General features: G+C 73.2%; 25 protein-coding genes. 1 reads left to right on the forward strand and 24 read right to left on the reverse strand.

The window, feature by feature from the left end; translation table 11 throughout:
* Positions 1–11: 11 nt before the first annotated feature.
* From trmD to rsmD, 23 genes are all read right to left on the reverse strand, one after another.
* Positions 12–869 carry a tRNA (guanosine(37)-N1)-methyltransferase TrmD gene (trmD, locus tag ACGFI1_RS04635; protein ID WP_392782897.1) on the reverse strand — a complete coding sequence of 286 codons (858 nt, stop codon included), beginning with the start codon at positions 867–869 and terminating at the stop codon, positions 12–14.
* Positions 866–1378, reverse strand: coding sequence for a ribosome maturation factor RimM (rimM, locus tag ACGFI1_RS04640; RefSeq protein WP_138642126.1), 513 nt, complete (start codon positions 1376–1378; stop codon positions 866–868). The genes trmD and rimM overlap by 4 nt, the downstream gene beginning before the upstream one ends.
* A gap of 11 nt (positions 1379–1389) precedes the next feature.
* Positions 1390–1632, reverse strand: coding sequence for an RNA-binding protein (locus ACGFI1_RS04645; protein WP_067632131.1), 243 nt, complete (start codon positions 1630–1632; stop codon positions 1390–1392).
* Between the two features lie 2 nt (positions 1633–1634).
* On the reverse strand, positions 1635–2075 hold the full coding sequence (gene rpsP, locus ACGFI1_RS04650; RefSeq protein ID WP_138642127.1) for a 30S ribosomal protein S16: 441 nt from the start codon (positions 2073–2075) through the stop codon (positions 1635–1637).
* 285 nt (positions 2076–2360) lie between these two features.
* Positions 2361–3938, reverse strand: coding sequence for a signal recognition particle protein (gene ffh, locus ACGFI1_RS04655; protein WP_138642128.1), 1578 nt, complete (start codon positions 3936–3938; stop codon positions 2361–2363).
* A 903-nt stretch (positions 3939–4841) separates the two neighbouring features.
* Positions 4842–7340, reverse strand: coding sequence for a [protein-PII] uridylyltransferase (locus ACGFI1_RS04660; protein WP_392782900.1), 2499 nt, complete (start codon positions 7338–7340; stop codon positions 4842–4844).
* A 7-nt stretch (positions 7341–7347) separates the two neighbouring features.
* Positions 7348–7686: a P-II family nitrogen regulator gene (locus ACGFI1_RS04665; protein WP_138638122.1), complete on the reverse strand. Its 339-nt coding sequence runs from the start codon at positions 7684–7686 to the stop codon at positions 7348–7350.
* A gap of 2 nt (positions 7687–7688) precedes the next feature.
* Positions 7689–9017, reverse strand: coding sequence for an ammonium transporter (locus tag ACGFI1_RS04670; protein ID WP_138638123.1), 1329 nt, complete (start codon positions 9015–9017; stop codon positions 7689–7691).
* Positions 9018–9187: 170 nt separating this feature from the next.
* Entirely contained in the window at positions 9188–10333 is a 1146-nt protein-coding gene (ftsY, locus tag ACGFI1_RS04675) for a signal recognition particle-docking protein FtsY (RefSeq protein ID WP_386867322.1), read from the reverse strand.
* 313 nt (positions 10334–10646) lie between these two features.
* Positions 10647–11309: a DivIVA domain-containing protein gene (locus ACGFI1_RS04680; RefSeq protein WP_387067812.1), complete on the reverse strand. Its 663-nt coding sequence runs from the start codon at positions 11307–11309 to the stop codon at positions 10647–10649.
* 5 nt (positions 11310–11314) lie between these two features.
* Complete coding sequence (locus ACGFI1_RS04685; RefSeq protein WP_392737211.1) at positions 11315–12466, reverse strand: globin domain-containing protein; 1152 nt, start codon at positions 12464–12466, stop codon at positions 11315–11317.
* Positions 12467–12472: 6 nt separating this feature from the next.
* Entirely contained in the window at positions 12473–12880 is a 408-nt protein-coding gene (locus ACGFI1_RS04690) for a globin domain-containing protein (protein WP_364551213.1), read from the reverse strand.
* Positions 12881–13381: 501 nt separating this feature from the next.
* Entirely contained in the window at positions 13382–17032 is a 3651-nt protein-coding gene (gene smc / locus ACGFI1_RS04695) for a chromosome segregation protein SMC (protein WP_392782906.1), read from the reverse strand.
* Positions 17033–17466: 434 nt separating this feature from the next.
* A complete protein-coding gene (locus ACGFI1_RS04700) occupies positions 17467–17730 on the reverse strand; it encodes a zinc ribbon domain-containing protein (protein ID WP_386867330.1) in 264 nt (87 codons plus the stop codon).
* Between the two features lie 56 nt (positions 17731–17786).
* The gene (locus ACGFI1_RS04705; protein WP_021598747.1) at positions 17787–17984 is read right to left on the reverse strand and encodes a hypothetical protein; all 198 of its coding nucleotides are present in this window, start codon (positions 17982–17984) and stop codon (positions 17787–17789) included.
* A 177-nt stretch (positions 17985–18161) separates the two neighbouring features.
* Positions 18162–18458 (reverse strand): acylphosphatase, encoded by a 297-nt coding sequence (locus ACGFI1_RS04710; protein ID WP_138638127.1) that lies wholly within the window; start codon positions 18456–18458, stop codon positions 18162–18164.
* An 11-nt stretch (positions 18459–18469) separates the two neighbouring features.
* On the reverse strand, positions 18470–19348 hold the full coding sequence (gene mutM / locus ACGFI1_RS04715; RefSeq protein ID WP_386867333.1) for a bifunctional DNA-formamidopyrimidine glycosylase/DNA-(apurinic or apyrimidinic site) lyase: 879 nt from the start codon (positions 19346–19348) through the stop codon (positions 18470–18472).
* On the reverse strand, positions 19341–20111 hold the full coding sequence (gene rnc / locus ACGFI1_RS04720) for a ribonuclease III (RefSeq protein WP_138638129.1): 771 nt from the start codon (positions 20109–20111) through the stop codon (positions 19341–19343). Before rnc ends, mutM begins: the two co-directional genes overlap by 8 nt.
* 281 nt (positions 20112–20392) lie before the next feature.
* Positions 20393–20572, reverse strand: a complete 180-nt coding sequence (rpmF, locus tag ACGFI1_RS04725; protein ID WP_089324772.1) for a 50S ribosomal protein L32 — start codon at positions 20570–20572, stop codon at positions 20393–20395.
* Between the two features lies 1 nt (position 20573).
* Positions 20574–21221 (reverse strand): YceD family protein, encoded by a 648-nt coding sequence (locus tag ACGFI1_RS04730; RefSeq protein WP_301175667.1) that lies wholly within the window; start codon positions 21219–21221, stop codon positions 20574–20576.
* A gap of 107 nt (positions 21222–21328) precedes the next feature.
* Positions 21329–21811: a pantetheine-phosphate adenylyltransferase gene (gene coaD, locus ACGFI1_RS04735; protein WP_138638131.1), complete on the reverse strand. Its 483-nt coding sequence runs from the start codon at positions 21809–21811 to the stop codon at positions 21329–21331.
* 141 nt (positions 21812–21952) lie between these two features.
* The gene (locus tag ACGFI1_RS04740) at positions 21953–23404 is read right to left on the reverse strand and encodes a penicillin-binding transpeptidase domain-containing protein (RefSeq protein WP_392782911.1); all 1452 of its coding nucleotides are present in this window, start codon (positions 23402–23404) and stop codon (positions 21953–21955) included.
* Between the two features lie 30 nt (positions 23405–23434).
* Positions 23435–24001, reverse strand: a complete 567-nt coding sequence (gene rsmD, locus ACGFI1_RS04745) for a 16S rRNA (guanine(966)-N(2))-methyltransferase RsmD (protein WP_138638133.1) — start codon at positions 23999–24001, stop codon at positions 23435–23437.
* Between the two features lie 225 nt (positions 24002–24226).
* On the opposite strand from rsmD, the gene ACGFI1_RS04750 reads away from it, so the two are divergent.
* Positions 24227–25168 (forward strand): hypothetical protein, encoded by a 942-nt coding sequence (locus tag ACGFI1_RS04750; protein WP_392782915.1) that lies wholly within the window; start codon positions 24227–24229, stop codon positions 25166–25168.
* A gap of 50 nt (positions 25169–25218) precedes the next feature.
* Here ACGFI1_RS04750 and ACGFI1_RS04755 read toward each other — a convergent pair whose 3' ends face one another.
* Positions 25219–26958: a serine/threonine-protein kinase gene (locus tag ACGFI1_RS04755; protein WP_392782918.1), complete on the reverse strand. Its 1740-nt coding sequence runs from the start codon at positions 26956–26958 to the stop codon at positions 25219–25221.
* Between the last annotated feature and the right edge of the window lie 33 nt (positions 26959–26991).

Raw genomic sequence — 26991 nt, forward strand, 5'->3', positions numbered from 1 at the left:
GCACGGACGCTCTAGTCTGCCATACCTTCGCCGTCAACCGGAAAACCGGCCTCGCGGAGGACGTCGCGGTCCCGCTTGTCGAGGTCCTCCGGGGCGAAGCGGCCCAGGAGTTCGGGACGGTGCCGGGCCGTCCGGCGGAGTGCCTCGTCGCGCCGCCAGCGCGCGATCGCGCCATGGTGGCCTGAGAGGAGGACGTCCGGGACAGGCCGGTCCCGCCAGACTGGCGGCTTGGTGTAGACGGGGCCTTCCAGGAGCGACTCCATGGCGCCGGGGGCGAAGGAGTCGTCCGCGACCGAGTCGGCGTTGCCGAGGACGCCGGGCAGGAGCCGTCCGATCGCCTCGATCATCACCAGCACCGCGACCTCCCCGCCGGCGAGGACGAAGTCGCCGAGGCTGACCTCGTCCACGGGCATGCGGGTGCGGGCCTCCTCGGCGACGCGGGAGTCGATGCCCTCGTAGCGCCCGCACGCGAACACCAGCCAGGGCTCCGCGGCGTACCGCACCGCGTCCGCCTGCGTGAAGGGGCGCCCGCTCGGTGTCGGAATGATCAGCCGCGGCCCAGGTGGTGTGGTGCTCGGCTCCTCTGGTGTTGCCGAGGCGGGCGGTGGGGCGCTGCACGGTGACGGAGTGCCCGGGGGCGGTGGGGGGACGAGGGTGTCGAGGGCCTCGCCCCAGGGGTCGGGCTTCATCACCATGCCCGGGCCGCCGCCGTATGGAGTGTCGTCCACGGTGCGGTGCCGGTCGTGGGTCCAGGCGCGCAGGTCGTGGACGTGGACGTCGAGGAGCCCGGCGCGCCGCGCCTTGCCAAGGAGGGAGATGTCCAGGGGGGCGAAGTACTCGGGGAAGATCGTGACGATGTCGATTTTCATGATTCGTCGAGCAGGCCGGGGGGCGGGTCGATGACGAGCCGCCCCCCGGGAACGTCCACCTCGGGGACGAGCGCGGCCACGAACGGCACGAGCTTCTCCCCGGCGGGACCGCGCACGACCAGCAGGTCCTGGCCGTGGTGCAGGATGTCCGCGACCTCGCCGACACCGGCTCCGTCCGCGGTGACCACGGACAGGCCGATCAGTTCCTGGTCATGGAAGTCGTCCGGGTCGGCGGACGGGGCGATGTCGCCGGGGTCGACGACGAGCCAGGTGCCGCGCAGGGCCTCCGCGGCGTCGCGGTCGCCGATCCCGGTGAAGCGCACGAGCAGGCGTCCCGAATGCCAGCGGGTCCGCTCGATGGTGAGCGGGCCGGCGGTGCCGGGGTCGGTGGCGATCCGCGTCCCCGCGGCGAACCGGGTGTCCGGGTCGTCCGTGCGGACATCGATGGTGACCTCGCCACGGATCCCGTGCGGCCGGCCGATCCGTCCCACCACGAGCGGTTCGCTCATCGGGACGCCACTCAGCGGACCTCGTTGACGTCGAGCAGGTCAACGCGCACGTAGCGGCCCCCGGAGAGGGCGCTGATCACCGTGCGGAGGGCCTTGGCGGTGCGGCCGCCGCGGCCGATGACCTTCCCGAGGTCCTCGGGGTGCACCCGCACCTCGAGGACCCGGCCGCCCCTGATCCGGCGGGCGCGGACCCGGACGTCGTCCGGGTTCTCCACGATCCCGCGGACCAGGTGCTCGAGCGCTTCTTCGAGCACTGTCAGCCCTCGCTCTTGGCTTCGTCGGTCTCGGTGGCCTTGGCCTTGGGCTCGGCCTTCTTCTTGCCGCGGGCGGCGGTGCCGGCGGCCTCGTCGTCGCCCAGGGACTCCTTGACGGCGGCCTCGAAGGCGGCCTTCCGGTCGGCCTTGGGCTCGGCGACCTTGAGGGTGCCCTCGGCGCCCGGCTCGCCCTTGAACTTCTGCCAGTCACCGGTGATCTTCAGCAGGTTCAGCACGGGCTCGGTCGGCTGCGCGCCGACGCCGAGCCAGTACTGCGCGCGCTCAGAGTCGATCTTGATGAGCGACGGCTCCTGCTTGGGCTGGTAGAGCCCGATCTCCTCGATGGCGCGGCCGTCCCGCTTGGTGCGGGCGTCGGCGACGACGATCCGGTACTGCGGGTTCCGGATCTTCCCCAGACGCTTGAGCTTGATCTTGACTGCCACGGGTGTGGTGTACTCCGATTTCATTACTGGGTGGACGGGCCCGCGCCAGGTGGGGAACACCGGCTCGCGGCCGTCCGATGGACTCCGGTCGCGCAGGACGAGAGAGGGCGCCTCGCGATTCCGGGTTTCCAGCCTGTCATTCTGCCAGACGTTCGGTGTAAAGGTGCAATCGCAGGGCGCCGTGTCCGGTTGAGCCGCCCGGCTCGGACACGGCGCCGGAAGCGGGCGCGGGACGCGGGCGCGCACGGCCGGTATCGCCGGCGGGCGCCGCGCGAACCACGGCCCCTACTTCTTCTTGCGGCCCGGGAGTTTGCCCAGGTCGGGCATCTGGAAGCCGGGCGGGAGCTGGCCGCCGAAGCCGGGCGGCAGCCCGCCCGGAGCGCCGGGGCCGCCGCCGAGGCCCGGCGGGAGGCCCTGGGGCATGGCGTCGGCCGCGGGCTGCTGGTCCTTGCCTGCGGCGCGCTTGCGCGGGTCGCCGCTGCGCTGCTTGCCCTTCTTGTTCTTCTTGGCGGCCGCCTTCGCCGCCTTCTTGCGCCCGCCGGGCATGCCGGGCAGGCCCATGCCGCCCGCCATCTGGCGCATCATCTTCTGCGCGTCGAAGAACCGGGTGACGAGGCTGTTGACCTCGCCGACGGTGACGCCCGAGCCCTTGGCGATGCGGGCCCGCCGCGAACCGTTGATGATCTTCGGCTGGGAGCGCTCCTGCGGGGTCATCGAGCGGATGATCGCGGCGATCCGGTCCAGGTCCTTGTCGTCGATCTGGCTGATCTGGTCGCGGACCTGCCCCATCCCCGGCATCATCCCGAGCAGGTTCCCGATCGGGCCGAGCTTGCGGATCATCATCATCTGCTCGAGGAAGTCCTCGAGGGTGAAGTCCTCGCCCGAGGCGAACTTGCTGGACATCTTCTCGGCCTGCTCGGCGTCGAACGCCTGCTCGGCCTGCTCGATCAGGGTGAGGATGTCGCCCATGTCGAGGATCCGGCCCGCCATGCGGTCCGGGTGGAAGACGCTGAAGTCCTCCAGCTTCTCGCCCGTCGAGGCGAACATGATCGGGCGCCCGGTGATGTGCCGGACCGACAGCGCCGCGCCGCCGCGCGCGTCGCCGTCGAGCTTGGTGAGGACGACCCCGTCGAAGCCGACGCCGTCCATGAACGCCTGGGCGGTGTTGACGGCGTCCTGGCCGACCATGGCGTCGACGACGAACAGGATGTCGTCGGGCCGGACGGCGTCGCGGATGTCGATGGCCTGCTGCATCATCTCCGTGTCGACGCCCAGGCGGCCCGCGGTGTCGATGACGACGACGTCGTGCTGAGCATGCCTGGCCTGGTCGATGGAGCGGCGCGCCACGTCCACCGGGTCGCCGACGCCGCTGCCCGGCTCGGGTGCGAACACCGGCACCCCGGCCCGCTCGCCGACGACCTGGAGCTGCTGGACGGCGTTGGGCCGCTGCAGGTCGGCGGCCACCAGCAGCGGCGTGTGGCCCTCCTGCTTCAGCCACCGGGCGAGCTTGCCCGCGAGCGTGGTCTTACCGGCGCCCTGCAGACCGGCGAGCATGATCACGGTCGGCGGCGTCTTGGCCAGCCGGATCCGGCGGGTCTCGCCGCCGAGGATCGCGATGAGCTCCTCATTGACGATCTTGACGACCTGCTGCGCCGGGTTCAGCGCCTGCGAGACCTCCGCGCCGGCCGCCCGCTCCTTGACCCGCGCGATGAAGTCCTTGACGACGGGGAGCGCGACGTCGGCCTCGAGCAGCGCGATCCGGATCTCGCGGGCCGTGGCGTTGATGTCGGCCTCGGAGAGCCGGCCCTTGCTGCGCAGGGACGAGAAGACCGTCGTCAACCGGTCGGAGAGCGTCTCGAACACGTGTCTGGACCGTCCTTGGAAAGCTTTTGGGATCGCCTATCAGAGTATCGGGTCGTCCTGCCTGTTGCTTCGCCCTCGGCGTCAGGCGCTGGGGCGCCTTCCTTCCACGGGCTTCGCGGCGATCGCTGTGTTGATTGCTTCGCCCTCGGCGGTCGGCGCTGGCGCGCCTTCCTTCCACGGGCCAAGCGGCGATCGCCGCATCGCTCCGGCTCGCCTTGCGGCTCGCTGCGCGATCAGGTTCTTGCTTCGCTCGAACCTGGCTTCGCACGCGATCGCAACGCTGAGGTCGTCGCGGGCCGGGCTTACTGACGACAACCGTTGAGGCCAGCGCGTCCTAGCCAGAGGTCTGGGTGATCGCAGACGAGCCTGCCGGTGAGACTGGCCACGGCATGCCACAACCGCTGAGGCTGGCGCGTGCCCTGGCTAGAGGTCCGGATGATCACGGACGAGCTTGCCGGTGAGACCGGCCACGGCATGCCACAAACGTTGAGGCCAGCGCGCTTCCTAGCCAGGTCCGGATTCTCACGGACGAGCCTGCCGGTGAGACTGGCCACGGCATGCCACAACCGCTGAGGCTGGCGCGTGCCCTGGCTAGAGGACGGGTGATTACGGACGGACTTGCTGGTGGGGCTGGTCACAGCATGCGACAACCGCTAAGGCTGGCGCGCCCTGGCTAGAGGTGCGGGTGATCACGGACGGGCTTGCCGAGTGCGACTGGCCACGGCGTGGGACAACCGCTGAGGCCGACGCGCGTCCTAGCCAGGTCCGGATTCTCACGGAGGAGCCTGCCGGTGAGACTGGCCACGGCATGCGGCCAACCGCTGAGGCCAGCGCGCGCCCTCGCCGGAGGCCGGGGTGATCTGCGGGACCGTTGCCTGGCTCGGTCTTGCCGGTATGGGGCGGTTACGCGAGGGTTGCGAGGATTTGGGCTTGTACGGCCTCCAGGGTTGCTGGGTCGTCAAGGGGGTGGCCTTCGTCGTTCACCACGTAGAAGACGTCCACAGCCTCTGCGCCGTGGGTGTCGACCTGGGCGGCGCGGATGTGCAGGTCGCGGGATCCCAGCGCCTGGCCGATCCGCCACAGCAGGCCGGGGCGGTCGTGGGCGCGCACCTCGATGACGGTCGCCGTCCGCGACGCGTCGTCGAGGATCATGACGCGCGGGGGCGGCACCGTCACTCCGGGGCGCGTCCGCATCGACCGTGCGCGCCGCTCCAGGCGGTCGGCCACGTCTAGGCGCCCGGCCAGCATGCGGCGCAGGTCCGCCTCCAGCCCGGCCGGGTCCGGCGGGGTGCCGAACTCCGGGATCGCCGTGAAGTCCAGGACGGCCGTCTCGCTCACGACCGGTTTCGCGGGCTCCCCATCCGAGTGCGGCGGACGTTCCTGCCCGTCCGGCGCGGGGGCGGAGATCGTGCGGGCGGTCTTCACGGCCAGCCGGTGCAGGGCCAGGACGCCTGCCGCGCGCCAGAGGAGGCCCGGACGGTCAGGGGCGGCGATGGTGATCCGGGAGCCGGTGACGCGGACGGCCGCGCCGTCATGGCGGGCCAGGGCCAGGTGGGCGGGGTCGAGGACGGGCGGGGGCGGCGGCGTCCCGCCGGTGAGGGCGGCGGCGGCGCGGCGGGCCAGTTCGGCGACGAGGCCGGCCTTCCAGGCGCCCCAGGCGGCGGGTCCGGTGGCGGTGCCGTCGGCGATCGCGAGGGCGGCGAGGAGGTCGAGGATCTCGCGTTCGCGGCCCGGCACCCCGGACACGGCGCCGGTGACGTGCTGCACGGTCACGGGGTCGTCGATGTCGCGGCGGGTGGCGGTGTCGGGGAGCAGCAGGTGGTGGCGGACGAGGGTTTCGAGGACGCGCACGTCGTCTTCGGGGAACCCGAGCCGCGTCCCGATGCCGCGGACGGCGGCGGCGCCCGCGGTGGAGTGGTCGCCGGGCCGGCCCTTGCCGATGTCGTGGAACAGGGCGCCGACGAGCAGCAGGTCGGGGCGGGCGACCTCGCGGGTGAGGGCGGCGGCGCCGGCGGCGGTCTCCACGAGGTGGCGGTCCACCGTGAAGCGGTGCACGGGGTTGCGCTGCGGCCGGTTCCGGACGTGCTCCCACTCGGGCAGCAGCCGGACGATCAGCCCGGCCCGGTCGAGGGCCTCCCAGACGGCGATGGCGGCGGGACCGGCGCCGAGCAGGGAGACGAGCGCGTCGCGGGCGCCGGGGGGCCACGGCACCGGCGGCAGGGCGGCGCTCTCGGCGAGCCTCGCCGCCGTCGCGGGAGCGAGCGGCAGCCCGGCCTGGGCCGCCGCGGCGGCCACGCGGAGGACGAGGGCGGGGTCGCCGAGGTCGGCGTTCCGGGCGAGCACCACCTCGCCCTCGTACTCGACGGCGCCGTCGCCGACGGGACGCCGCTCGGCGGCCCGTGCGGGACCGGTCGGCGGCCGGAGGGCGGTGGAGACGTCGCCGGGCGCGGGGCCGGTGAAGCGGTCGACGCGCCGCCACAGGGTGGAGCCCGCGTAGGTGATCGTGCGGGCCGCGTCCACGACCGAGCGCTGCAGGACGTCCGCGTCCGGCAGGGCGAGGGCGCGGGCGACGGCCTCCTGCTCCTGCAGGACGAGGCGGTCGGTGGAGCGGCCCGTGACCTCGTGCAGCGCGTGCCGCACGTCGAGGAGCAGGTCGTGGGCGGCCCTGACCCGGCCGTCGGGGGCGGACGCCGCCCAGGACGCGGCGGCGGCGTGCATCACGTGGACGTCGCGCAGCCCGCCGCGGGCCTCCTTGAGGTCGGGTTCGAGGAGGAAGGCCAGTTCGCCCTGGGCCTCCCAGCGCTCCCGGCACATCGCCGCCAGTTCGGGCAGCCGGACGGCGGCGTCGGCGCGCCAGTCGGCGAGGACGGCGGCGCGCAGTTCGTCCACGAGGGTGTGGTCGCCCGCGACGCGGCGCACGGACAGCAGCCCCAGCGCGGCCTTCATGTCGCCGCGGGCGACGGTCCGGGCCTCGTGGACGGTGCGGACGGAGTGGTCGAGCCGCGTCCCGGAGTCCCACAGCGGGTACCAGACCCGATCGGCGATCCCGGCGACGTCGGCCCTGCCGCGGTGCAGGAGGACGAGGTCGAGATCGCCCCCGGGCGTCAACTCCCGGCGCGCGTGGCTCCCCACCGCGGCCAGCGCGACCCCACCGGAGATCACAGCCGCCGGGGCGCGCGCGGGCGTGGCCGGAGGCGCGGTCGCGTCCGGTGACAGGGCAGCGGACAGGAGGGCCGCCAGGTGGCGGTCCAGGTCGGTGGCGCGCGACGCCCGCGCCGCCGCAAGGGAGGCGCGGGCCGCCGGGACCGCGTCGGCTTCTCCGGCCCCTCGCCCCCGGCCGGACGGCGTCTCGGGCCGTGCCGAGGGCAGTGGCCGGGGGCTGCGGGGCGCGGAGTCGGTCATGGGCGTCCTAGAGGGCTTCCGGACCGGTCTCGCCGGTGCGGACGCGGACGACGGTGTCCACGGGGACCGCCCACACCTTGCCGTCGCCGATCTTGTCGGTGCGGGCGGCGCGGACGATCACGTCGATGATGTCGTCGGCGTCCGCCGCGTCCACCAGGACCTCGATCCGGAGCTTGGGCACCAGGTCGACCTGGTACTCGGCGCCCCGGTAGACCTCGGTGTGGCCCTTCTGCCGGCCGTAGCCGCTGGCCTCGCTGACGGTCATGCCCTTGACCCCGAAGGTCTCCAGGGCCTTCTTGACCTCGTCCAGCTTGAACGGCTTGATGACCGCCGTGATGAGCTTCATCCCTACGCCTCAACCTTCTTCGCGGGGGCGGGCGCGGCCGCGGTCGCCCCGGAGCCGATGCCCGCGCGGATGGTGCCGAAGTCGTAGGCGGTCTCCGCGTGCGCCGTGCTGTCGATGCCGGCGGCCTCGTCGTCGTCGCTGATCCGGAAGCCCATCACCCGGTCGATGACCTTGGCGATCCCGTAGGTCACGGCGAAGGAGTAGACGAGGGTCGCCAGGACGGCGACGGCCTGCTTGCCGAGCAGCGCGAACCCGCCGCCGGCGAGCAGCCCGTCCGCGCCGGCGTCGTTGACGGCGGTGGTGGCCAGGAGGCCGATGAGCAGGGCGCCGACGATGCCGCCGACCATGTGGACGCCGACCACGTCGAGCGAGTCGTCGTACCCGAGCCGGTACTTCAGCCCGACCGCGAACGCGCAGACCGCGCCGGCGACGAGGCCGAGGGCGATGGCGCCGAGCGGGGTGATGAACGCGCAGGCCGGGGTGACGGCGACCAGCCCGGCGACGACGCCGGAGGCGATGCCGAGCGTGGTGGACGCGCCGTCGCGCAGCTTCTCGACGACGATCCAGGCGAACGCGGCGGCGCAGGTCGCGGCGAGCGTGTTGACGAACGCGACGGCCGCGGTCTCGCCGGCGGCGAGCGCGGACCCGGCGTTGAAGCCGAACCACCCGAACCACAGCAGCCCGGCCCCGAGCAGGACGAACGGGAGGTTGTGCGGGCGCATCGGCTCCTTCGGCCAGCCCTTGCGCTTGCCGAGGACGAGCACCAGCGCGAGCGCCGCGACGCCGGCGTTGATGTGGACGACCGTGCCGCCCGCGAAGTCGAGGGCGCCGAGGTCGAACAGCCAGCCGGCCTTGCCGCCGTCCCGGCCGTCCGACCACCACACCCAGTGGGCGATCGGGAAGTACACGAGCGTGGCCCACACCAGGGTGAACACGACCCAGGCGCCGAACTTGGCGCGGTCGGCGACGGCGCCGCTGATCAGGGCGACGGTGATGATGGCGAACGTCGCCTGGAAGGCCACGAACACCAGCTGCGGGATGCCCGTGCCGTCGTCGGCCGTCGCGGCCTTCTCCAGGCCGACGAGCCCCCAGTCGCCGAACCCGCCGATGAACGCGCTGAGGGCGCCGCCGTCGCCGAACGTGAGGGAGTAGCCGTAGACGACCCACGCCATGCCCACCACGGCGATGCTGACGAAGCTCATCATCATCATGTTGAGCACGCTCTTGGCGCGGCTCATGCCTCCGTAGAAGAAGGCGAGCCCGGGTGTCATCAGCAGGACGAGCGCGGTGCTCGTCAGCATCCAGGCGGTATTACCGCTATCGATCTTCATCTCTGAGAGAGTCCCTCCTCGCCAGGGAACTTCGAACTGCTCAGAGACTCGACCTCGGCGGTTTCGCGCGCGGGGCTCCCGCGTTTCACCGGTGTGAAAAGCGCAACCGGGGTGTTTCGTGCGTGTTTCTAATTCCTCACATGCCGTTTTTAACCGATTAGAGGTCTATTTCAGTCACCCAGGATCGCGTCCACGAACGCCTCCGGCTCGAACGGGGCGAGGTCGTCCGGCCCCTCCCCCAGCCCGACGAGCTTCACCGGCACGCCCAGCTCCCGCTGCACCTGGACGACGATGCCGCCCTTCGCGGTGCCGTCCAGCTTGGTCAGCACGACACCGGTGACGTTCACGACCTCCGCGAACACGCGCGCCTGCTGCATGCCGTTCTGCCCGGTCGTCGCGTCCAGGACGAGCAGGACCTCGTCCACCGTCGCCTGCTTCTCCACGACGCGCTTGACCTTGCCCAGCTCGTCCATCAGCCCGGTCTTGGTGTGCAGCCGGCCCGCCGTGTCGATGATCACCACGTTGACCTTGGACTCGATGCCCTGCTTGACCGCGTCGAACGCGACGCTCGCCGGGTCGGCGCCCTCGTCCCGGCGGACGACCTGCGCCCCGACGCGCGTCCCCCAGGTCTCCAGCTGGTCGGCCGCGGCGGCGCGGAAGGTGTCGGCCGCGCCGAGCACCACCGTGTTGCCGTCCCCGACCAGGACCCGGCCGAGCTTGCCGCAGGTGGTGGTCTTGCCGGTGCCGTTGACGCCGACGACCATCAGCACCGCCGGACGGTCGCCGTGCCCCTCCGTGCGCAGCGAGCGGTCGAGATCCGGGCCGATCTGCTTGACCAGCTCGTCCTTCAGCAGCCCGCGGACCTCCTCGGGGCTGCGGGTGCCGAGCACCTGGACGCGGGTCCGCAGGTCGTCGGTGACCTGGCGGGCCACCGCCGCGCCCATGTCGGCGGTGATGAGCGTGTCCTCGATCTCCTCCCACGCGTCCTCGTCGAGCGTGTCGCGCGACAGCAGGCCGAGCAGGGTCTTGCCGAACGTGTTCTGGGAGCGCGCGAGCCGGGCCCGCAACCGGACGAGACGCCCCGCACCGGGCGGCGGCTTCTCGATCTCGATCGTGGGGCGCGGAGCGGGCACCTCCGTCGGCGGCGCCTCGACGGTGGGCGCCTCCGCCTCGTCGACGGCCGTGGCGCCGCCGGTGCGTTCCGTCGGGCGCTCCACCGGCGGGCGCGGGCGGGTACGGCGGGGCCTCAGCAGCGTGATGCCACCGACGATCAGAGCGACGGCGGCCAGCGCGGCGATGACGATCAGATATTCCATAGCGCCCCCAAGTTTTGCACGTTCTCCCAGGGGGGCTGTGTCTACCCAGGGGGGCGACCCCCTGGAACCCCCGCCACGAGCCGGTCGATCCTCACGCTGTGTTGGCCCAGGGGGGCGACCCCCTGGAACCCCCGTCACGAGCCGGTCGATCCTCACGCCACGGTTCTGGTCCTTGTGACCGTGCGGGTTTGTGGCGTGTCGCTGCGGTCGCCCGGCTCGGCGGGCAGGCCCGCTGCGCTCGCAGAGCTCGCTCCGCGTGCCTGCCCGTGGTCGGTGGCCGAGCCTCGAACCCAGAAGACCGACGTCGCTCAGGTCATTGCGGGTCCGGTGATCGGCTTGGCAACGATGCCCGTTCGGAGGTCTCCCATTCGTCGACGTTTCGGAGGAGAGCCTCCAGGTAGGAGCGCAGGTGGGTGCGGTAGACGTCGCTGTAGGTGCGCAGGTAGGCGATCTCCCGTTCCATCGAGCGGCGCTCGTCGTCGGGCAGGGGGACGGGCCGGGTCTCCTCCGTGGAGCGGACGGCCGCGTCGGCCACGGCGGCGGCCTTGCGGTGGGCGTCCTCCAGCAGGTGCTCGGCGCGTCCCTTGGCGTCGGAGAGGATCGCCTCCCGGTGCAGCCGCGCCTCGTGGGCCAGTTCGCGGGTGTAGCGCTCGGCGTCCGCGACGTACAGGTCGGCGGTCTGCTGGGCCTGCGAGAGGATCCGGACGGCCTGGAAGTGGGCGTCCTCGGGCGCCATCACGCCGGCGCCGCCGCCCTTGGCCGCCTGGGCGCGCAGCCGGTTCACCTCGTCGGCGAGCGCGGCCTTGTCGGTGAAGATCTGGACGAGTTCGTCCTCGACGTAGGCGAGGAAGCCGCGGACCTGCTCCTCGTCGTAGCCGCGGCGGCCGAGGGCGGCCCGCGCGAACACCACCGAGCGGAGCTCGCCCGGGGTCAGCCGCGTGCCGGCGGACACCACGGGAAGGTTCGGGGAGTTCAACGCGCTCACCTCTGTGCGTCTGGGAAGGTTTCCAGGCGGATGCGGTCGCGGGCCACGCCGAGGCGGGCCAGCTGCTCGACGGTGTGGCCGACCATCGCGGACGGCCCGCACACGTAGGCGTCGCGGCCGTCCCAGGGGCCGTGCCTGGCCACGACGTCCGACAGGTTGCCGTGCTCGACGTCGCCGTCACCCGACGTGAGGACGGAGGAGAAGCCGTGTCCGCCGGGTTCGTCCGACACGGCGGGGACGACGGTGAGCCAGGGGAACCCGCCGGCCAGCTTGGTCAGGTCCTCCAGGTCGTACAGGCCGTCGCGGGTGCGGGCGCCGAAGAACAGGTGCACGCGCGGCGGGGCGGGACGCCGCGAGATCTGCTCCAGGATCGCCTTGAGCGGGGCCAGGCCGGTGCTGCCCGCGACGAGCAGGACGTCCCGCGGGGACTCTTCGTCCAGGGTGAGCGTGCCGATCGGCGCACCCATCCGGACCCGGTCGCCGGTCTCGGTGCCGCGCACAAGCACGGGGCTCACCGGCCCGCCGTCCACCAGCCGGACGTGGAAGTCGACGGTGTGGTCGGGGCGGGGCGCGTTCGCCATCGAGTAGTACCGCCAGTGCCGCAGCCGCGACGGCACCTCAAGCGCGACCGACTGGCCGGGCCGGTAGGGCAGCGGCCGGTCCGGCTGGACGCGCAGCACGGCGATGTCGAACCGGCGCCGCTCGACCGCGACGACCTGGCCGTTCCACCAGGCGGGGGTCGTGAGGGCGTGCTCGTCGGCGGCCTCCAGCATGACCTTGGCGACCAGGGTGTAGGCGGCGTTCCAGTCGCCCTCGACGTCGTCGGTCCAGTCGTCGCCGGTGAAGTGCCGCAGGGTGGCGAGGAGGCTGGCGCCGACGTGCGGGTAGTGCTCGGCGACGATCCCGAACCGCCGGTGGTCGCGGCCGAGCTGCCGCAGGAACGGGACGAGGGCCGGCAGGTCGTCGACTTGGGCGACGATGTGCCCGAGAGCGCGGAGCAGCTTGTCCCGCTGGCCGCTCATCCCGACGGGGAACATGTCGCGCAGGTGGGGGTTGCGCACGAACAGGTCGGAGTAGAAGAACAGGGCGACGGCGTCGCCCTGCCCCGCGACCCGGTCGAAGCTGTCCTTCAGCCGCTGGGCGTCCACGCCGGATCAGGAGACGGGCTCGGCGGCGGCCTCCGTCATGACCTGGGCGACCACGCCGTAGGCGGCCGTCCAGTCGCGTTCGAGGTCCGCGTTCCACGCGGGGCCGCTGAAGTGGGCGAGGGTGGCGAGCAGGCTCGCGCCGACGGGCGCGTAGTGGTCGGCGGCGACGCCGAAGCCGTGGTGGCGGCGGCCGAGGTCCCGCAGGAACGGCACGAGCGCGTCCGGGTCGTCGACGGACGAGACGATCTGCGACAGCGCCGCGAGCAGCACCTCGTGCTGCTTGGCCATCGCGGCCGGGAACATCGATCGGAGCCGCGGCTCACGCGCGAAAAGGTCGGCGTAGAAATACTCGGCGACGTCCACGCCGTTCGCGCCGACTAGGGTGAAATTGTCCTTGAGTTTGCGGGCGTCCATGGGCAGCACCTCTCCCACGGTCCTCCGTACCGGGCGGGGGCACCCGGTGAGGGGGCCGGAGAACCACGGTGCACATGGGTAGTGGAAGCCCCGGACCCGCACAAGCCCGCCAGCGTCGCCACCGCATCACCGTCCGTGCACGTGGATCACGTGGCGCGCACGTCACCGGCGACAACGCGCCCGTAATCAATCGGTTATTGCCGGGCAAAAAAGATTCCACGCCCGTCCGAATTGCGGACGGATAGGCGCTGCAACGCTCCAATCACCCCTCGCGAATATTACGGCCATATGAAATCCGCAACACGCCACCGGCATCAAGGCACACGTCCGTAAGCCCGGCCCGCGAGGACCTCAGCGTTGCGATCGCGTGCGAAGCCAGGTTCGAGCGAAGCGAGAACCTGATCGCGCAGCGAGCCGCAAGGCGAGCCGGAGCGATGTAGCGATCGCCGCGAAGCCCGTGGAAGGAAGGCGCCCCAGCGCCGACCGCCGAGGGCGAAGCAATCAATGGAGCCGCTGGCTGACGACCTGGGTGACGCCGTCGCCGCGCATGCTGACGCCGTAGAGGGCGTCGGCGCCCTCCATGGTGCGCTTCTGGTGGGTGATGACGATGAGCTGGGACGATTCGCGCAGCTCCTCGAAGACGGTGATGAGCCGCTGGGTGTTGGTGTCGTCCAGCGCGGCCTCGACCTCGTCCAGGACGTAGAACGGCGACGGGCGGGCCTTGAACACGGCGACGAGGAAGGCGATGGCGACCAGCGACCGCTCGCCGCCGGACAGCAGCGACAGCCGCTTGACCTTCTTGCCGGGCGGGCGGGCCGACACCTCGACCCCGGTCGTGAGCATGTCGTCGGGCACGGTCAGCGACAGGCTGCCCTCGCCGCCGGGGAACAGCCGCGCGAAGATCCGCTCGAACTCGCGGGCCGTGTCGTCGTAGGCGGCGGCGAACACCTCCTGGACGCGGTCGTCGACCTCCTTGACCAGGCCGAGCAGCTCCCGCTGGGTCTTCTTGAGGTCCTCCAGCTGCGAGGTGAGGAACGCGTGCCGCTCCTCCAGCGCCGCGAACTCCTCCAGGGCGAGCGGGTTGACCTTGCCGAGCTGGTTGAGCTGCCGCTCGGCGACCTTGGCGCGCTTCTCCTGGACGGCCCGGTCGTAGGGGGCGGGCCGGGCGTCCTCCCCCTTCTCCGGGTCGGGCGGGACGAGCTGGTCCGGGCCGTACTCGGCGACGAGCGACTCGACCTCCAGGCCGAACTCCTCCAGGGCCCGCTGCTCGTACTGCTCCAGCCGGAGCCGCTGCTCGGCGCGGGCGACCTCGTTGCCGTGGACGACGTTGACGAGGCGCTCCAGGGTCGCCGACAGCTCGCGGACCTGCGTGCGGACGACCTTCAGCTCGGCCTCGCGCGCGGCCTTGGCCTGCTCGGCGGCCTCGCGGCGGCGGACGGCGGCGGCGAGGGAGTGCTCGATGCGGTCGAGGGACGTGCGGGCGCCGCGGTGGACGGCCTTGGCGACCCTGGCCTGCTCCTCGCGGCGGGCGCGGCGCTGCGCGGCCCGCGCGCGCTCCTCGCGCTCGCGGCGGGCGCCGCGTTCGAGGGCGTCGGCGCGGCCGGTGATGGCCTGCACGCGCTCCTCGGCGGTGCGGACCGACAGCCGCGCCTCCATCTCGGCGGACCGCAGCTCCTGGCTGCGGGCGTGCAGCTCGTCGCGCGCCTCGGTGTCGTGCCCGGCCTCGTCGGCGACCTCCGCGGCCTCCTCCGACTCGGCGAGCCGCATCGCGAGCTCCTCGGCCGCCTGGGTGTCGCGCTCCAGCGACTCGGTGGCGGCGTCCAGCGCCTTGGTGAGCCGCTCCACTTCGCCACGCGCGGCCCGGACGTCGGCTTCCAGGCGCGCGGCGCGCTTGGCCTCCTGTGCCGCCTGCGCGTCGAACTCGCGCACGCGCGCGCGGACGCGGTCAAGCTCGGCCTGGGCCTGGTTCACGCTCGCCTGGGCCTCGCCGGCGGCGGCCTCCGCGGCCTCCAGTGCCATCTGGGCGGACTGCTCGCGCTCCATCGACGCAGTGAGTTCGTCGGCGGCGACCCCGGCCGCCGTCTCCGCGGCGGCGAGATCCTCGGTGGCCTGGTCAAGGGTCGCGCGCATCTGCAGAAGGCCCTGCCCGCTGCTCGCACCGCCCTGCGCCCAGTGCGCTCCGACAAGTTCGCCGTCGCGCGTCACGGCGCGCAGGGACGCCTCCCGCCGGACGAGCGCGGCGGCGGACGGCACGTCGTCGACGACCGCCACGTCCCGCAGAAGATGCTCCATGGCGGGCCGCACGACCTCGGGGACGCTCACCGCGTCGATCGCGTAGTCGACGCCCGACACCCGCGCGCCCGGCGCGACCGCTCCCCCGCCGACGAGCAGCCCGGCGCGCCCGGCGTCGCGGGAGCGCAGCAGCGCCAGCGCGGCCTCGGCCGTGTCGAGCGAGCCGACGGCGATGGCCTCGGCGGCGTTGCCCAGGGCGGCGGCGACCGCCGTCTCGTACCCGGACCGGACGTTCAGCAGCGACGCGACCGTGCCCAGCACGCCATCGAGGGAACCGTCCGCGCCCGCCGACAGCAGCGCCTCGCCGCCCTCGGCGGCGCTGGCCAGCGTCAGGTTCAGGGCTTCGATCCGCGCCTGCAGCGCCGTGACCTTCTTCTGCGCGGCCTGGTCGGCGGACCGCGCGGCGCCCACCGCGCCCCGCGCCTCCTTCAGCGCCCCGCGCGGACCGTCCACGCCGGCGCGCGCGGCCTCGGCGGCGTCCTTCGCGGTCGCGAGCGCCTCCTGCGCGGCCTCGTGCTCGGCGGCGAGCGCGGGGTCCTCGACGACCTCGGCCTCGAACGCCTCGAACTCCACCCGGGCGTCGTCGGCGCGCTGCTCGGCCTCCTCGCGGGCGTCGGCGAGCCGTCCGATCTCCGACCGGCCGGCCTGCGCCTTGCTGCGCAGCGCCTCGACCCGGCCGCGCAGCCGGGCGAGCTCCTCGCGGCGGTCGGCGGCGGCGCGCGCGGCGGCCTGCAGGCGGCGCTCCTCGGCCGCGAGGGCCTCCTCGACACCCGTCCGCTGCTCCACGGCGTCGGCGAGGCCGTCCTGCGCCTCGTCCAGCGCGGCGCGGAGCATCTCCTCCTGCTCGCGGATCTCGGCGGCCTCGCGCTCCATGTCCTCGGGGTCGCGGCCGCGCCGCTCCTCCTCGCGCGCCTCCGCGGCGTTGCGGTGCCGCTCGGCGGCGAGGTCGGCGACGCCCCGCAGCCGCTCCTTCAGCGCCGACAGCTGGAACCAGGTGTCCTGGACCTCCGCGAGCTTCGGCGCCTGCTCGGCCTCCTCCGCCTCCAGGACGGCCTCGCGCCGCTGCGCCTCGCCCAGCGCCCGCTCCGTCTCGGTGCGGCGCTCCCGGATCGCGGCCTCGTCGGCGGCCTCCTGCTCCAGCCTCGTCCGCAGCGTGACGAGGTCATCGGCCAGCAGCCGCAGCCGCGCGTCCCGCAGGTCGGCCTGGATCACCGCCGCGCGCCGCGCGATCTCGGCCTGCTTGCCGAGCGGCTTCAGCTGGCGGCGCAGCTCGCCGGTGAGGTCCTGGACGCGGGTCAGGTTGCCCTGCATCGCGTCCAGCTTCCGCAGCGCCTTCTCCTTGCGCTTGCGGTGCTTGAGGACGCCGGCGGCCTCCTCGATCACCGCCCGGCGCCCCTCCGGCCCCGAGTGCAGGACGCGGTCGAGCTGCCCCTGCCCGATGATGACGTGCATCTCGCGCCCGATGCCCGAGTCCGACAGCAGCTCCTGGATGTCGAGCAGCCGGCACGAGTCGCCGTTGATCGCGTACTCGCTGGACCCCGACCGGAACATCAGCCGGCTGATCGTCACCTCGGTGTAGTCGATCGGCAGCGCCCCGTCGGCGTTGTCGATCGTCAGCACGACCTCGGCGCGCCCGAGCGGCGCCCGGTTCGCCGTGCCGGCGAAGATGACGTCCTCCATCTTGCCGCCGCGCAGCGACTTGGCGCCCTGCTCGCCCATCACCCAGGCCAGCGCGTCCACGACGTTGGACTTGCCCGACCCGTTCGGCCCCACGACGGCCGTGATCCCCGGCTCGAACTTGAGCGTGGTGGAGGACGCGAAGGACTTGAAGCCGCGCAGCGTCAACGTCTTCAGGTACACCCGCCGTCCCTCCCTCGCTCCGCGGCCCGGAATCGCAACGCTAGAGGCTATCGCGTACCCGCCCCGACGACCCGGCGAGTCACGCCCCGCCCCCGTCCGATGCCACGATTCCAAAGATCAACGCAGAACCCCCGGTTCCGGCCGCCCCGAACCCCCGAAACCTTTGCCACATTTTGACCACATATCCCAGGCCGAAGCCGTTCCCCAGGATGCACCCACCCCACCGCCCCGACAGACAGTGACCGAAGGGCAAGTCATGCAATTGAGCCATGGCCCCCACCACGGCACCCCGGCACGATGACAGTCAGCACAGCGCGCCACAAGCGACCGCAGCCGCCAAAGAGGGCCAACGCCACGGCCCAGACCCGGACAAGACCAGATCTGTGCCGATTGACGTCCTCCCCCGCCTGAAGACGGGGGATTCCAACCGTCCCCTATACGGAGAGGAGAGCGGGTTGAGGTTCGCGGTTCACCGGCCCGCCCAACGGCGTGCCTCCCCGCGCGGCCACCGTGCGCCCCACGGCGGTGTCTCGGATGTTGCGTGCGGCGTTGACGTCGGCGTTGGCCCGGTGCCCGCAGGCCGTGCACCGGAACACCGCTTGGCTCTCGCGGTTGTCCCGGGCGCGGTGCCCGCACGCATTGCAGGTCTGCGACGTGTAAGGCGCCCCAGCGCCTGACGCCAAGGGTGAAGTAAACAAACACCTAGGGACGCCGAGGTTCGACGTCCCTGTGTTTTGAGGATGACGCGCCGAGATCAGGTCAGCGCGGGTTCGCGGTCCTTCACCGCGAGCGACATCACATCGTCGTCCGTCGCCGTCGCAAGCGCGTCGTTCTCCGCCTGGAGCCGTACGAGTTCGGCCTCCAGGTCACGTACGCGCTGCTGCAGGCGCCGCATCTCCGCGACCATCCGGGGGTCGGGACCGCCGACGTGGCCGAGTAGAGCCTTCGCCATGACTAAGGGTCCTCCACGCTGAGTAACCAGCAGGGATCGCGCACGAGAATCAGCTGAAGTCGGTGCGCGTATCGTCTAGAGTCGCACCGGCCGGTGTCCTGGTCAAGCCGCACATCACAGGCCGGTAACAACCTTCCTCTACTAGTTTAGCAGGTACAAACCGGAACTCCCTACCCGTCACCGCTCCACGAATCCGGCGGCCTCGCCGCGCGGGTCGCTCCAGCGCTCGGTGACGCCGGTGACCTTGCCGGGACGGCCGGCGCCGCCGTCGCCGCCCAGCAGGTCGAGCAGGTCGCGGCACCGGCCGCGCGGGCCCTCGGCCACCACCTCGACGCGGCCGTCGCTCAGGTTGGTGGCGCTGCCGGCCAGGCCGAGTTCCAGCGCCCGCGACCGCACCCACCAGCGGAACCCGACGCCCTGGACGCGTCCGCGCACCCAGGCCGTGAGCCGCACGTTCTCCTCGTCGTCCGTCACGCGAGGAAACCCTAGTAGTGCGCCCGCCGGGGGCGCGGCTGGCACACCGGGCAGCTGTAGGACGAGCGGTTCATGAACTCGTCGCGGCGGATGGGCGTCCCGCAGCGGCGGCAGGGCTCGTCGCGGCGGCCGTAGGCGTCCAGGGACCGCTCGAAGTAGCCGCTCTCGCCGTTCACGTTGACGTACAGGCTGTCGAAGGACGTCCCGCCGACCGCGAGGGCGGCGCCCATGACCTCCTGTGCGGCCTCCAGGAGGCGCGTGGCCTCCGCGCGGGTCATCGTCTCGGTGGGGCGCGCCCAGTGCAGCCTGGCCCGCCACAGCGCCTCGTCGGCGTAGATGTTGCCGACGCCGCTGATCAGCGACTGGTCGAGCAGGGCCCGCTTGATCCCCGTCTTGCGGCGCCGCAGGGCCCGGAAGAACGCCTCGGGGTCGAAGGCGTCCTCCAGCGGGTCGGCGGCGATGTGCACGATCGGCTCGGGGACGAGCGACCCGGCGGCGTGCGCGTCCGGGACGAGGTCGGTGAGCATCAGGTGCCCGAAGGTCCGCTGGTCGACGAAGCGCAGGTCGTGGCCGCCGTCGTCGAAGCCGACCCGGACGCGCAGGTGCTTCTCGCGCTCGCGGCCGGGGTCGCCGACGAGCAGCTGCCCGCTCATGCCGAGGTGGGCCAGCACCGCCTCGGACTCGCCGTCGAGCGGGATCCACAGGTACTTGCCGCGGCGGCGGGGCGCGCGCATCGCGCGGCCGGCGAGGCGGGCGGCGAAGTCGGCCGGGCCCGCCTCGTGGCGGCGCACCGAGCGGGGGTGCAGGACCTCCGCGGACGCGATCGTCCGGCCGGTCGTCCACTGGTCGAGGCCGCGCCGGACGACCTCGACCTCGGGCAGCTCAGGCACCGGCCTGCGCCGCCTCGCCGGTCTGCCCGCCGGTCTGCTCGCCGGCGTCCCGCTCCACGACGAGCGCGCGTATCTCGTTCCAGGCGGCCTCGGCGGCGTGCTGCTCGGCCTCCTTCTTGCTGCGGCCCTCCCCCGAGCCGTAGGTCTTCCCGCCGACCCGCACCGACGCGCGGAACGTCTTCTGGTGGTCGGGGCCGCTCTCGGCGACGTGGTACTCGGGGACGCCGAGCTCCTCCACGGCCGTGAGCTCCTGCAGCGAGGTCTTCCAGTCCAGCCCGGCGCCGAGGCCCGCGGACCGGGTGATCAGCGCGTCGAAGAGCCGGTGGACGAGGGCGGACGCCTCGTCGAGGCCGCGGTCCAGGTAGACGGCGCCGATCAGCGCCTCCAGGGTGTCGGCGAGGATCGAGGCCTTGTCGCGGCCGCCGGTGCCCTCCTCGCCGCGGCCGAGCCGGATGTGCGCGCCGACGCCGAGGCCGCGGGCGACCCCCGCGAGGGCGCGCATGTTCACCACGGCGGCGCGGAGCTTGGCCAGCTGCCCCTCGGGCAGGTCGGGGTGGCCGCGGAACAGGGTGTCGGTGACGACGAGCCCGAGCACCGAGTCGCCGAGGAACTCCAGGCGCTCGTTGGTGGGCAGGCCGCCGTTCTCGTAGGCGTACGAACGGTGCGTCAGGGCACGTTCGAGCAGTTCGTCGGTCACGTCGACGCCGAGCGCGGCGGTCAGTTCCGCGCGGTCCGGCGTGGGTGCGCTCCTCTTGGCGCTCACGGGCCCTCCTCGCAGGCCGTGCACCGCGCATGGCGCGGTCGCTGGTGCGGCGCGCCGGCCGGAACGGCCGGGACGGCGAGGACGCGCGGCGGGGAGGATGTCCGCGAAGACGAGGTGCGCGCCGGTCGGCTGATCCCGGCGTGCACCACGGCTCCGGGCGCGGTCTCCGCGCCGGTCACCACGCCGACGTCGCGCGCCGGGGTGGTCGGGGTGGTGCCGTCCCGCACCGTGGGGGGCGGGCCGCGCCGCGCGCGGATCCGCCCCCCAGGATGCGAGAAGACTCAGGCCGACGGGGTGATGACCTGCCGCCGGTCGTAGGTACCGCATGTCGCGCACGCGGTGTGCGGCAGCTTGTGGTCGCGGCACGTCGGGCACTCGACCAGGTTCGGCGCGGCGGTCTTCCACTGCGCGCGCCGGTGCCGCGTGTTGCTGCGCGACTTCTTCCGCTTCGGGACGGCCACGTCAGCCCTCCTGCTTTCCTTCTCGTCGGTCGAATGAACCACGGGTGCCGGAGCTCCCGTTCCCCCGGTCGGGGTCCGCCGGCGCCATGTCGCCGGCGAGGTCCTGCAGCGCCGCCCACCGGGGGTCGGCGACGTCGTGGTGGTGCCCGGGCTCGACGTCCGCGAGCCGCGCACCGCAGTCCGGGCACAGGCCCGGGCAGTCGTCCCGGCACAGCGGGGACAGCGGCAGCGCGAGCACCACCGCGTCCCGCAGGACCGGTTCGAGGTCGATGAGGTCGCCCTCGAGGCGGAGCTCATCGTCGTCGGCGTTCCCGCCCGAGCGGGTGTCGTCGTAGACGAACAGCTCCTGGAAGTCCGCCTCGAAGGACGAGGCGATCGGGTCGAGGCAGCGGGAGCACTCCCCCTCCAGGGGGACCGTCGCCGTGCCGGTGACGAGCACCCCCTCCAGGACCGCTTCGAGCCGGAGGTCCAGCTCGATCGCGGCGCCCTCGGGGACGCCCACCATCTCGACGCCGAAGTTCTCCGGTGCCGGCACGGTCAGGCGCTCCTCGCGCGACGATCCCGGCTGCCGGCCCAGAGCTCGGGTGTCGAGCACGAGAGGGGCGTTGGGGTCGAGGCGTGTCAGCGGATTCCTGCTTTCGTGAGGCATGGTGAACGGCGGCCGCCGTCGATGGCCGATGTCCCAGGGTACCGAACGCGGGGCGGTGACCCAACTCGCGACCCGTCCGTCCGCCGCTCACGGGGCGGGGAGGGCCGTCAGCCCTGCTGCTGGAGGCGGTCCACGAGGCGGGCGTGGACGCTGTCGGGGACGAGTCCGGAGATGTCCCCGCCGAACTTCACGACCTCTTTCATCAGGCTCGAGGACAGGAAGGCGTACTCCGGGTTCGTCGCCATGAAGAGGGTCTCCACGCCGGCGATCCGGTGGTTCATCTGGGCCATCTGCAGCTCGTACTCGTAGTCGCTGACGGCCCGCAGCCCCCGGACGATGACCGGGATGTCCTGCTCCTTGCAGTAGTCGACGGTGAGCCCGTAGAACTTGTCGACCTTGACGTTGCCGTACTCCGCGGTGACCTCGGCGATCATGTCGGCGCGCTCGTCCACGGTGAACAGGCTCTTCTTGTTCTTGTTGATCAGCACCGCGACGACCACCTCGTCGTACAGACGGGAGGCGCGGCTGATGATGTCGAGATGCCCGTTGGTGACGGGGTCGAACGATCCCGGACAGACGACACGGCGCACGACGCGAACCCCTTCGGTCCCGGTTTCTGACCTGCGGCGTGAACGTACCAAATCGCATTCGGCCCGGTTTCACCCGGGCTCGCCCGGCCGTCCGGGTACGCCCTCCGGGCCTGCGGTCCGGGCATGCCGCCCGGGGGCCGCTCAGTCGCCCAGGGCCTTGAGGATCCGGGCCGCGATCGGGCCCGACTCGATGCCGTAGCCGGGCGCCTCGGTCATCACCGCGACCGCGTACTTCGCGTCGTTCCCCGGCCCGAACCCTATGAACCAGCGGTCGTTGTACGCGGCGCCCTCGATGTCGGCGGTGCCGGTCTTGCCGCCGACGATGGACGTCCCCTTCAGCGTCTTGCCGGTGCCCCGGTCGACGACGGCCTCCATCATGTCCCGCATCTGCTTCGCCTGCCCGGACGTCAGCGCCCGCGACATCCGCTGCGGCGAGATCGTGTCGACCGTGCGGCCGTTCGGGGCGCGCAGCTTGTCGACGAGGTGCGGCTGCATGACCTCCCCGTCGTTGACGACGCCGGCGGCGACCATGGCCATCTGCAGCGGGCTGGCGACCGTGCTGCCCTGCCCGATGGAGCCGAGCGCGCTGAGCGACGGCTGGTCGGTCGTCGGGAACGCGCTGGCGGCGCTCCGCAGGCCGTCGGCGTACTCGACCGGGTCGCCGAACCCGAACCCGCCGGCCGCCTCGTGGACGGCGCCGTTGCCGGGCTCCTCCGCGCCCATGAACGCGAACGTGGTGTTGCAGGACTGCGCGTACGACTCCGCCAGCGGGATGCGGCTCAGGTCGCAGGACCCGCCGATGTCGCCCGCGTCGTTGTTGATCGCCTGCCCGGCGCCCGGCGGCCTGTAGCTGCGGCCGGCCTTGACCTGCGAGGCGGCGGTGGCGCCGGACTTCAGCGCGGCCGCGGCGACGACGGTCTTGAACGTGGAGCCGGGCGGGAACAGCTCCCGCGTGGCCTTGTCGAGCAGCGGCTTCAGCTTCTCGCCGTTGAGCCGCTCGAACGCCTTCACGGCCTTCTGCCGGTCGAGCGTCGACACGTCGTTGGGGTCGTAGGTCGGCGTGGACGCCAGCACCCGGATCGCGCCCGTCTTCGCGTCGAGGACGACGGCCGCGGCGCGGCGGGCGCCGCTGGACGCGAGCGCGGCGTAGGCGGCGCGCTGCGCGCCGACGTCGATGGTCGACTCGACCGTCCCGCCGGGGACGTGGTTGCCGACGAGCTTGTCGACGAGGTTGGTGGTGGCGAGGCGGTCGTCGGTGCCGTCCAGGAAGTGGTTCGCGGCGCTCTCCAGGCCGGTCTGGGAGAACACGGAGAAGTAGCCGGTGACCGGCGCGAACACCTTGCCGTCCTTGTAGTGGCGCTGGTAGCGGCCGTCGTCGAGCTTCTCCGACCAGGCGAGCCGCTGGCCGTCCGCCACGATCGGACCCCGGTCGATCTTGAAGCGGTCGTCGAACTGGCGGGCGTTGAGCGAGTCGTCCCGGAGGTCCTGCGCCTGGAAGCCCTGCACGTACGTGATGTTCGCCATCAGGGCGACGGCCATGACCAGGGCGACGACCCAGGTGCGTCCCACCGCGCGGTCGATACCGGGCTTCATGGGCATGCCTTTACCCGATCTCCCTCCCCGTCAACGGCCGTTGGCGCGGCCGTACCAGAAAACCGCCTCACCGTAACGCCTCTCGCGCTCTGCTTCGTACCCGTCGGGCCAGGTCAGCGCGGGTCCGCGGGACGCGCGCTCGACGACGACCAGGGCGTCGGGGGCGGCCCAGCCGTGGTCGCGCAGGTCCTCCAGGAGAGCGGTGACGGACGCGTCCGCGAGCGCGTACGGCGGGTCGGCGAAGATCAGGTCGTAGGGCTCGCCGGGCCCGCGCCGGACGAGCCGCTCCACCTTCTCCGGGCAGGGGACGGCGCCGGGCAGCCCGAGCGCGCCCGCGTTCTGCCGGATGACCCGCATCGCGCGCGGGTGCGACTCGACGAGCAGCGCGTGCGCGGCGCCCCGGGACAGCGCCTCGAACCCGACCGCGCCGGACCCGGCGTACAGGTCGGCGACGCGCAGCCCGTCCAGCGGGCCGAGGAGGGCGAGGACGGTGGAGAACAGGCCCTCCCGGGCGCGGTCGCTGGTCGGCCTGGTGTCCCGTCCCGGCGGGACGGCCAGCCGCCGCCCGCCCGCGCTGCCCGCGATGACCCTGCTCACCCTCCCAGTATCGGGGGCCGTCTCCGCTGATCGCGCATCGGCAGCCGGCACCGGCCGGGGCCGGGGGTTCGCGAAATGATGCACAACCCGCGCGGGAGCCTCTTGTGAACCTCTACCCAAATGGCGCGAACGATGTTCACATCGACTACGTCACGTGCAAGCGTGCTCGCAGGTTGTGCAACCCATCACTCAGGAGCACCTGTGCATCACGGTAGGAGACTGGCGGTGACGGCCGGCGCCGCGGTTCTCGGCTTCGCCGCCATGAGCGGCGTCTCGCACGCCGAGACCTCCACGCCCCTCGCCGAGCTCACGACCCCTCCGACGACGACGGCTCAACCGAAGACGGCCCGCCCGAAACCGGTGACGACGCGGAAGGCGCCGATCAAGAAGACGGAAAGGCTGATAACACCCAAGAAGGCGAAAACACGAAAAGCACCGGCGAAGAAGGCGGCGACCGCACCGAAGGCGAAGCCGCTGCTCGACCTCCGCGTCGGCGCCACGCTCGACTACGACGAGCGCACCCGGACCGCGAGCGCCGGCCTCGACGTCGGCGCGGGCGTCGGCACGCAGGACACCGGCGCGGGCGTCCGGCTCCGGGCCGGCGCGAGCGTGTCACTGAGCGACGCCACCGCCAAGGCGGGCACGCGGCTGGACGGCCGGGCCGCGTCGCCCGCCGGGAGCACCGGGCTCTCCCTCTCGGCGGGCGCCACCGCGTCCGCGGGCGGGCGGCTCCTCAGCGCCCAGGCCGATCTCGGCGCGTCGGTGACCCCGGCCGGCGGCACCCCCGTCTCGGCGCACCTGTCGGCCGGCGCCTGCGTCGGCGGGGGCTGCGAGGCGCCGACGCCGCCGACTCCCCCGACCCCGCCGGTCCCGCCCACGCCGCCGACCCCGCCCGTCCCGCCGTCACCGCCGTCGCCTCCCGGTGAGCCGGCACCGCCCGGCTCCTCCCCGGAGCCGCCGTCGCTGCCGTCGTCCCCGGTGCCGCCGGAGCTGCCGTCCGGCACCGGCCTGGGCCCCGGCGCGACCGCCGCCGAGTTCACCCCGCCCGAGGGGTTGCCGTTCACCGGCACCGACGCGCTGCCGCTGGTGGCGCTCGGCCTCGCCGCCATCGGCGCGGGCAGCGCCGCGGTGGCCGCGACCCGCAGGCGCCACGCACGCGAGTCCTGAGCCGCCCAGTCGAAAGGGCGTCCCCGCGCAGGGGGCGCCCTTTCGGCATCTCAGAGCGCCTCGGACTTCGCGACCTTCCATCCGCCGCCCGCCCGTTCGAGCAGGAGGCGGCGCATCTCGACCGCGTCGCCGTCGGTGCAGCCGCCTTTGCACGCGCCGACCAGCACCAGGGCCGTGACCTGCTGCTCCGTCCCGCCCGCGCGCAGGCCGACCTCCAGCGGGGTCCCGCGCGCCACGGCCGGGTCGCCGGAGACCGCGCCGGCCGCTCCCCGCGCCTGCGTCCCCGGCCAGGTCGCGCCGGACATGTCGGCGCGGGGCGAGCCCGCCTTCAGCGAGTACAGGCTGTCGAGCAGCCACCCGCCCCCCTGCTTGACCACGGTCGCGCGCATCGGGTCCTGGAGGCGGGACGGGTCGGCGTTCTCGGCGCGCACCGTCCGCCGGACGTACGACAGGACGGTGACCTTGCCGGACGCGGCGGACACGACGGCCGCGTCGACGACCTCCGCGGTGACCGAACCCTTCTTCTCGGTCAGCTCCGCGCGGTAGTCGCGCGTCGCGAGCTGCCGGTCGTAGTCGGCCCCGTACCGGCCCGTGGACACCCGGTGCGCCGCCGCCACATTCTGGTCGAACCGGGCGTGGTCGAAGCTGAGCACCGCCTCGATCGCCTGGGTCGCGGGCGCGACCGCCTCGGCCGCGGCGGCGGGCGGGGCCGCGGTGCCGGTCCCCGCCCGCGCGGGCGCCTCACCGGAGCCGCCCGCCATCAGCGCCCACGCCGTCCCGCCCGCCGCGAGCGCGACCACCGCCGCCACCGCCGCGGCGACGCCCAGCCCGCGCCTGCGGTGCCGCGGCGGGACGGTCCGCGGCGGGGGCGTCCCGCCCGGATCGGTGCCGCCCGGCCGCGCGGGGGTCGGCAGCGGCAGCACCCGCGCGTCCCCGGCGAAGTGGGCGCCGGTGCTGAGCGGGCCCTCGTCCTCGGGCACGGCCTGCCCGCCGAGCAGGTCCAGCAGCACCCGCTGGGCCTCCGGGCGCAGCGCCGGGTCCTTCGCCAGGCAGGACGCGACGGCGCCGCGCAGCGACTCCGGCAGCGCCGACAGGTCCGGCTCGTAGTTCAGGATCCGGTGGAACACCGCGGAGATCGTGTCGTTGCCGAACGGGTGCCGCCCCGTCGCCGCGAACAGCATCGTCGCCGCCCAGGCGAACATGTCGACGCCCGTGCCGAGCTCGGCGTCGGTCACCTGCTCGGGCGCCATGTAGGACGGCGTCCCGACGACGCCGCTGCCCTTCGCCGCCGGGGCGCCGGCGATGCGCGCGATGCCGAAGTCGATGACGCGCGGGCCGTCCGGCCCCATCAGCACGTTGGACGGCTTGAAGTCACGGTGCAGGATCCCCGCCCGGTGGATCGCCGCCAGCGCGGTCACGGTGCCGATCGCGAGCCGGTCGAGGTCGGTGCCGGTGCGCGGCCCGCGCTCGTGGACGAGCCCGCTGAGCGACGGCCCCGGCACGTACTCGCTCACCACGTACGGCAGGTCGCCGGAGATGTCGGCCTCGACGACCTGCGCCGTGCAGAACCCGGCGACGCGCCCGATCATCCGCATCTCGCGCTCGAACCGCGCCCGCCACTCCGGACTGCGGCTGAACTGGTCGCGCAGCAGCTTCACCGCGGCCTGCGTCCCGTCCTCGCGGCGACCGAGGTAGACGACGCTCTGCCCGCCCTCCCCGAGCCGTCCCGTCAGCTCGTACCGCCCGAGCCGCGCCGGGTCGCCGGGCGCCAAAGGGCCAACGGACGTCATGGGGAGCTCCTCCGTCGCGTACGGGCCGCCACC

Origin of the sequence: Actinomadura geliboluensis, assembly GCF_043197915.1 — a bacterium.
Taxonomy (GTDB): domain Bacteria; phylum Actinomycetota; class Actinomycetes; order Streptosporangiales; family Streptosporangiaceae; genus Spirillospora; species Spirillospora geliboluensis.

Bases quoted from the DNA above. Each gene is read 5' to 3' on its own strand.
- ACGFI1_RS04690 (WP_364551213.1), bottom strand. From the start codon at position 12,880: ATGGACGCCCGCAAACTCAAGGACAATTTCACCCTAGTCGGCGCGAAC.
- rimM (WP_138642126.1), bottom strand. From the start codon at position 1,378: ATGAGCGAACCGCTCGTGGTGGGACGGATCGGCCGGCCGCACGGGATC.
- trmD (WP_392782897.1), bottom strand. From the start codon at position 869: ATGAAAATCGACATCGTCACGATCTTCCCCGAGTACTTCGCCCCCCTG.
- ftsY (WP_386867322.1), bottom strand. From the start codon at position 10,333: ATGGAATATCTGATCGTCATCGCCGCGCTGGCCGCCGTCGCTCTGATC.
- ACGFI1_RS04705 (WP_021598747.1), bottom strand. From the start codon at position 17,984: ATGGCGAAGGCTCTACTCGGCCACGTCGGCGGTCCCGACCCCCGGATG.
- ACGFI1_RS04740 (WP_392782911.1), bottom strand. From the start codon at position 23,404: ATGAAGCCCGGTATCGACCGCGCGGTGGGACGCACCTGGGTCGTCGCC.
- ACGFI1_RS04755 (WP_392782918.1), bottom strand. From the start codon at position 26,958: ATGACGTCCGTTGGCCCTTTGGCGCCCGGCGACCCGGCGCGGCTCGGG.
- ACGFI1_RS04660 (WP_392782900.1), bottom strand. From the start codon at position 7,340: ATGACCGACTCCGCGCCCCGCAGCCCCCGGCCACTGCCCTCGGCACGG.
- ACGFI1_RS04670 (WP_138638123.1), bottom strand. From the start codon at position 9,017: ATGAAGATCGATAGCGGTAATACCGCCTGGATGCTGACGAGCACCGCG.
- ACGFI1_RS04665 (WP_138638122.1), bottom strand. From the start codon at position 7,686: ATGAAGCTCATCACGGCGGTCATCAAGCCGTTCAAGCTGGACGAGGTC.
- ACGFI1_RS04730 (WP_301175667.1), bottom strand. From the start codon at position 21,221: ATGCCTCACGAAAGCAGGAATCCGCTGACACGCCTCGACCCCAACGCC.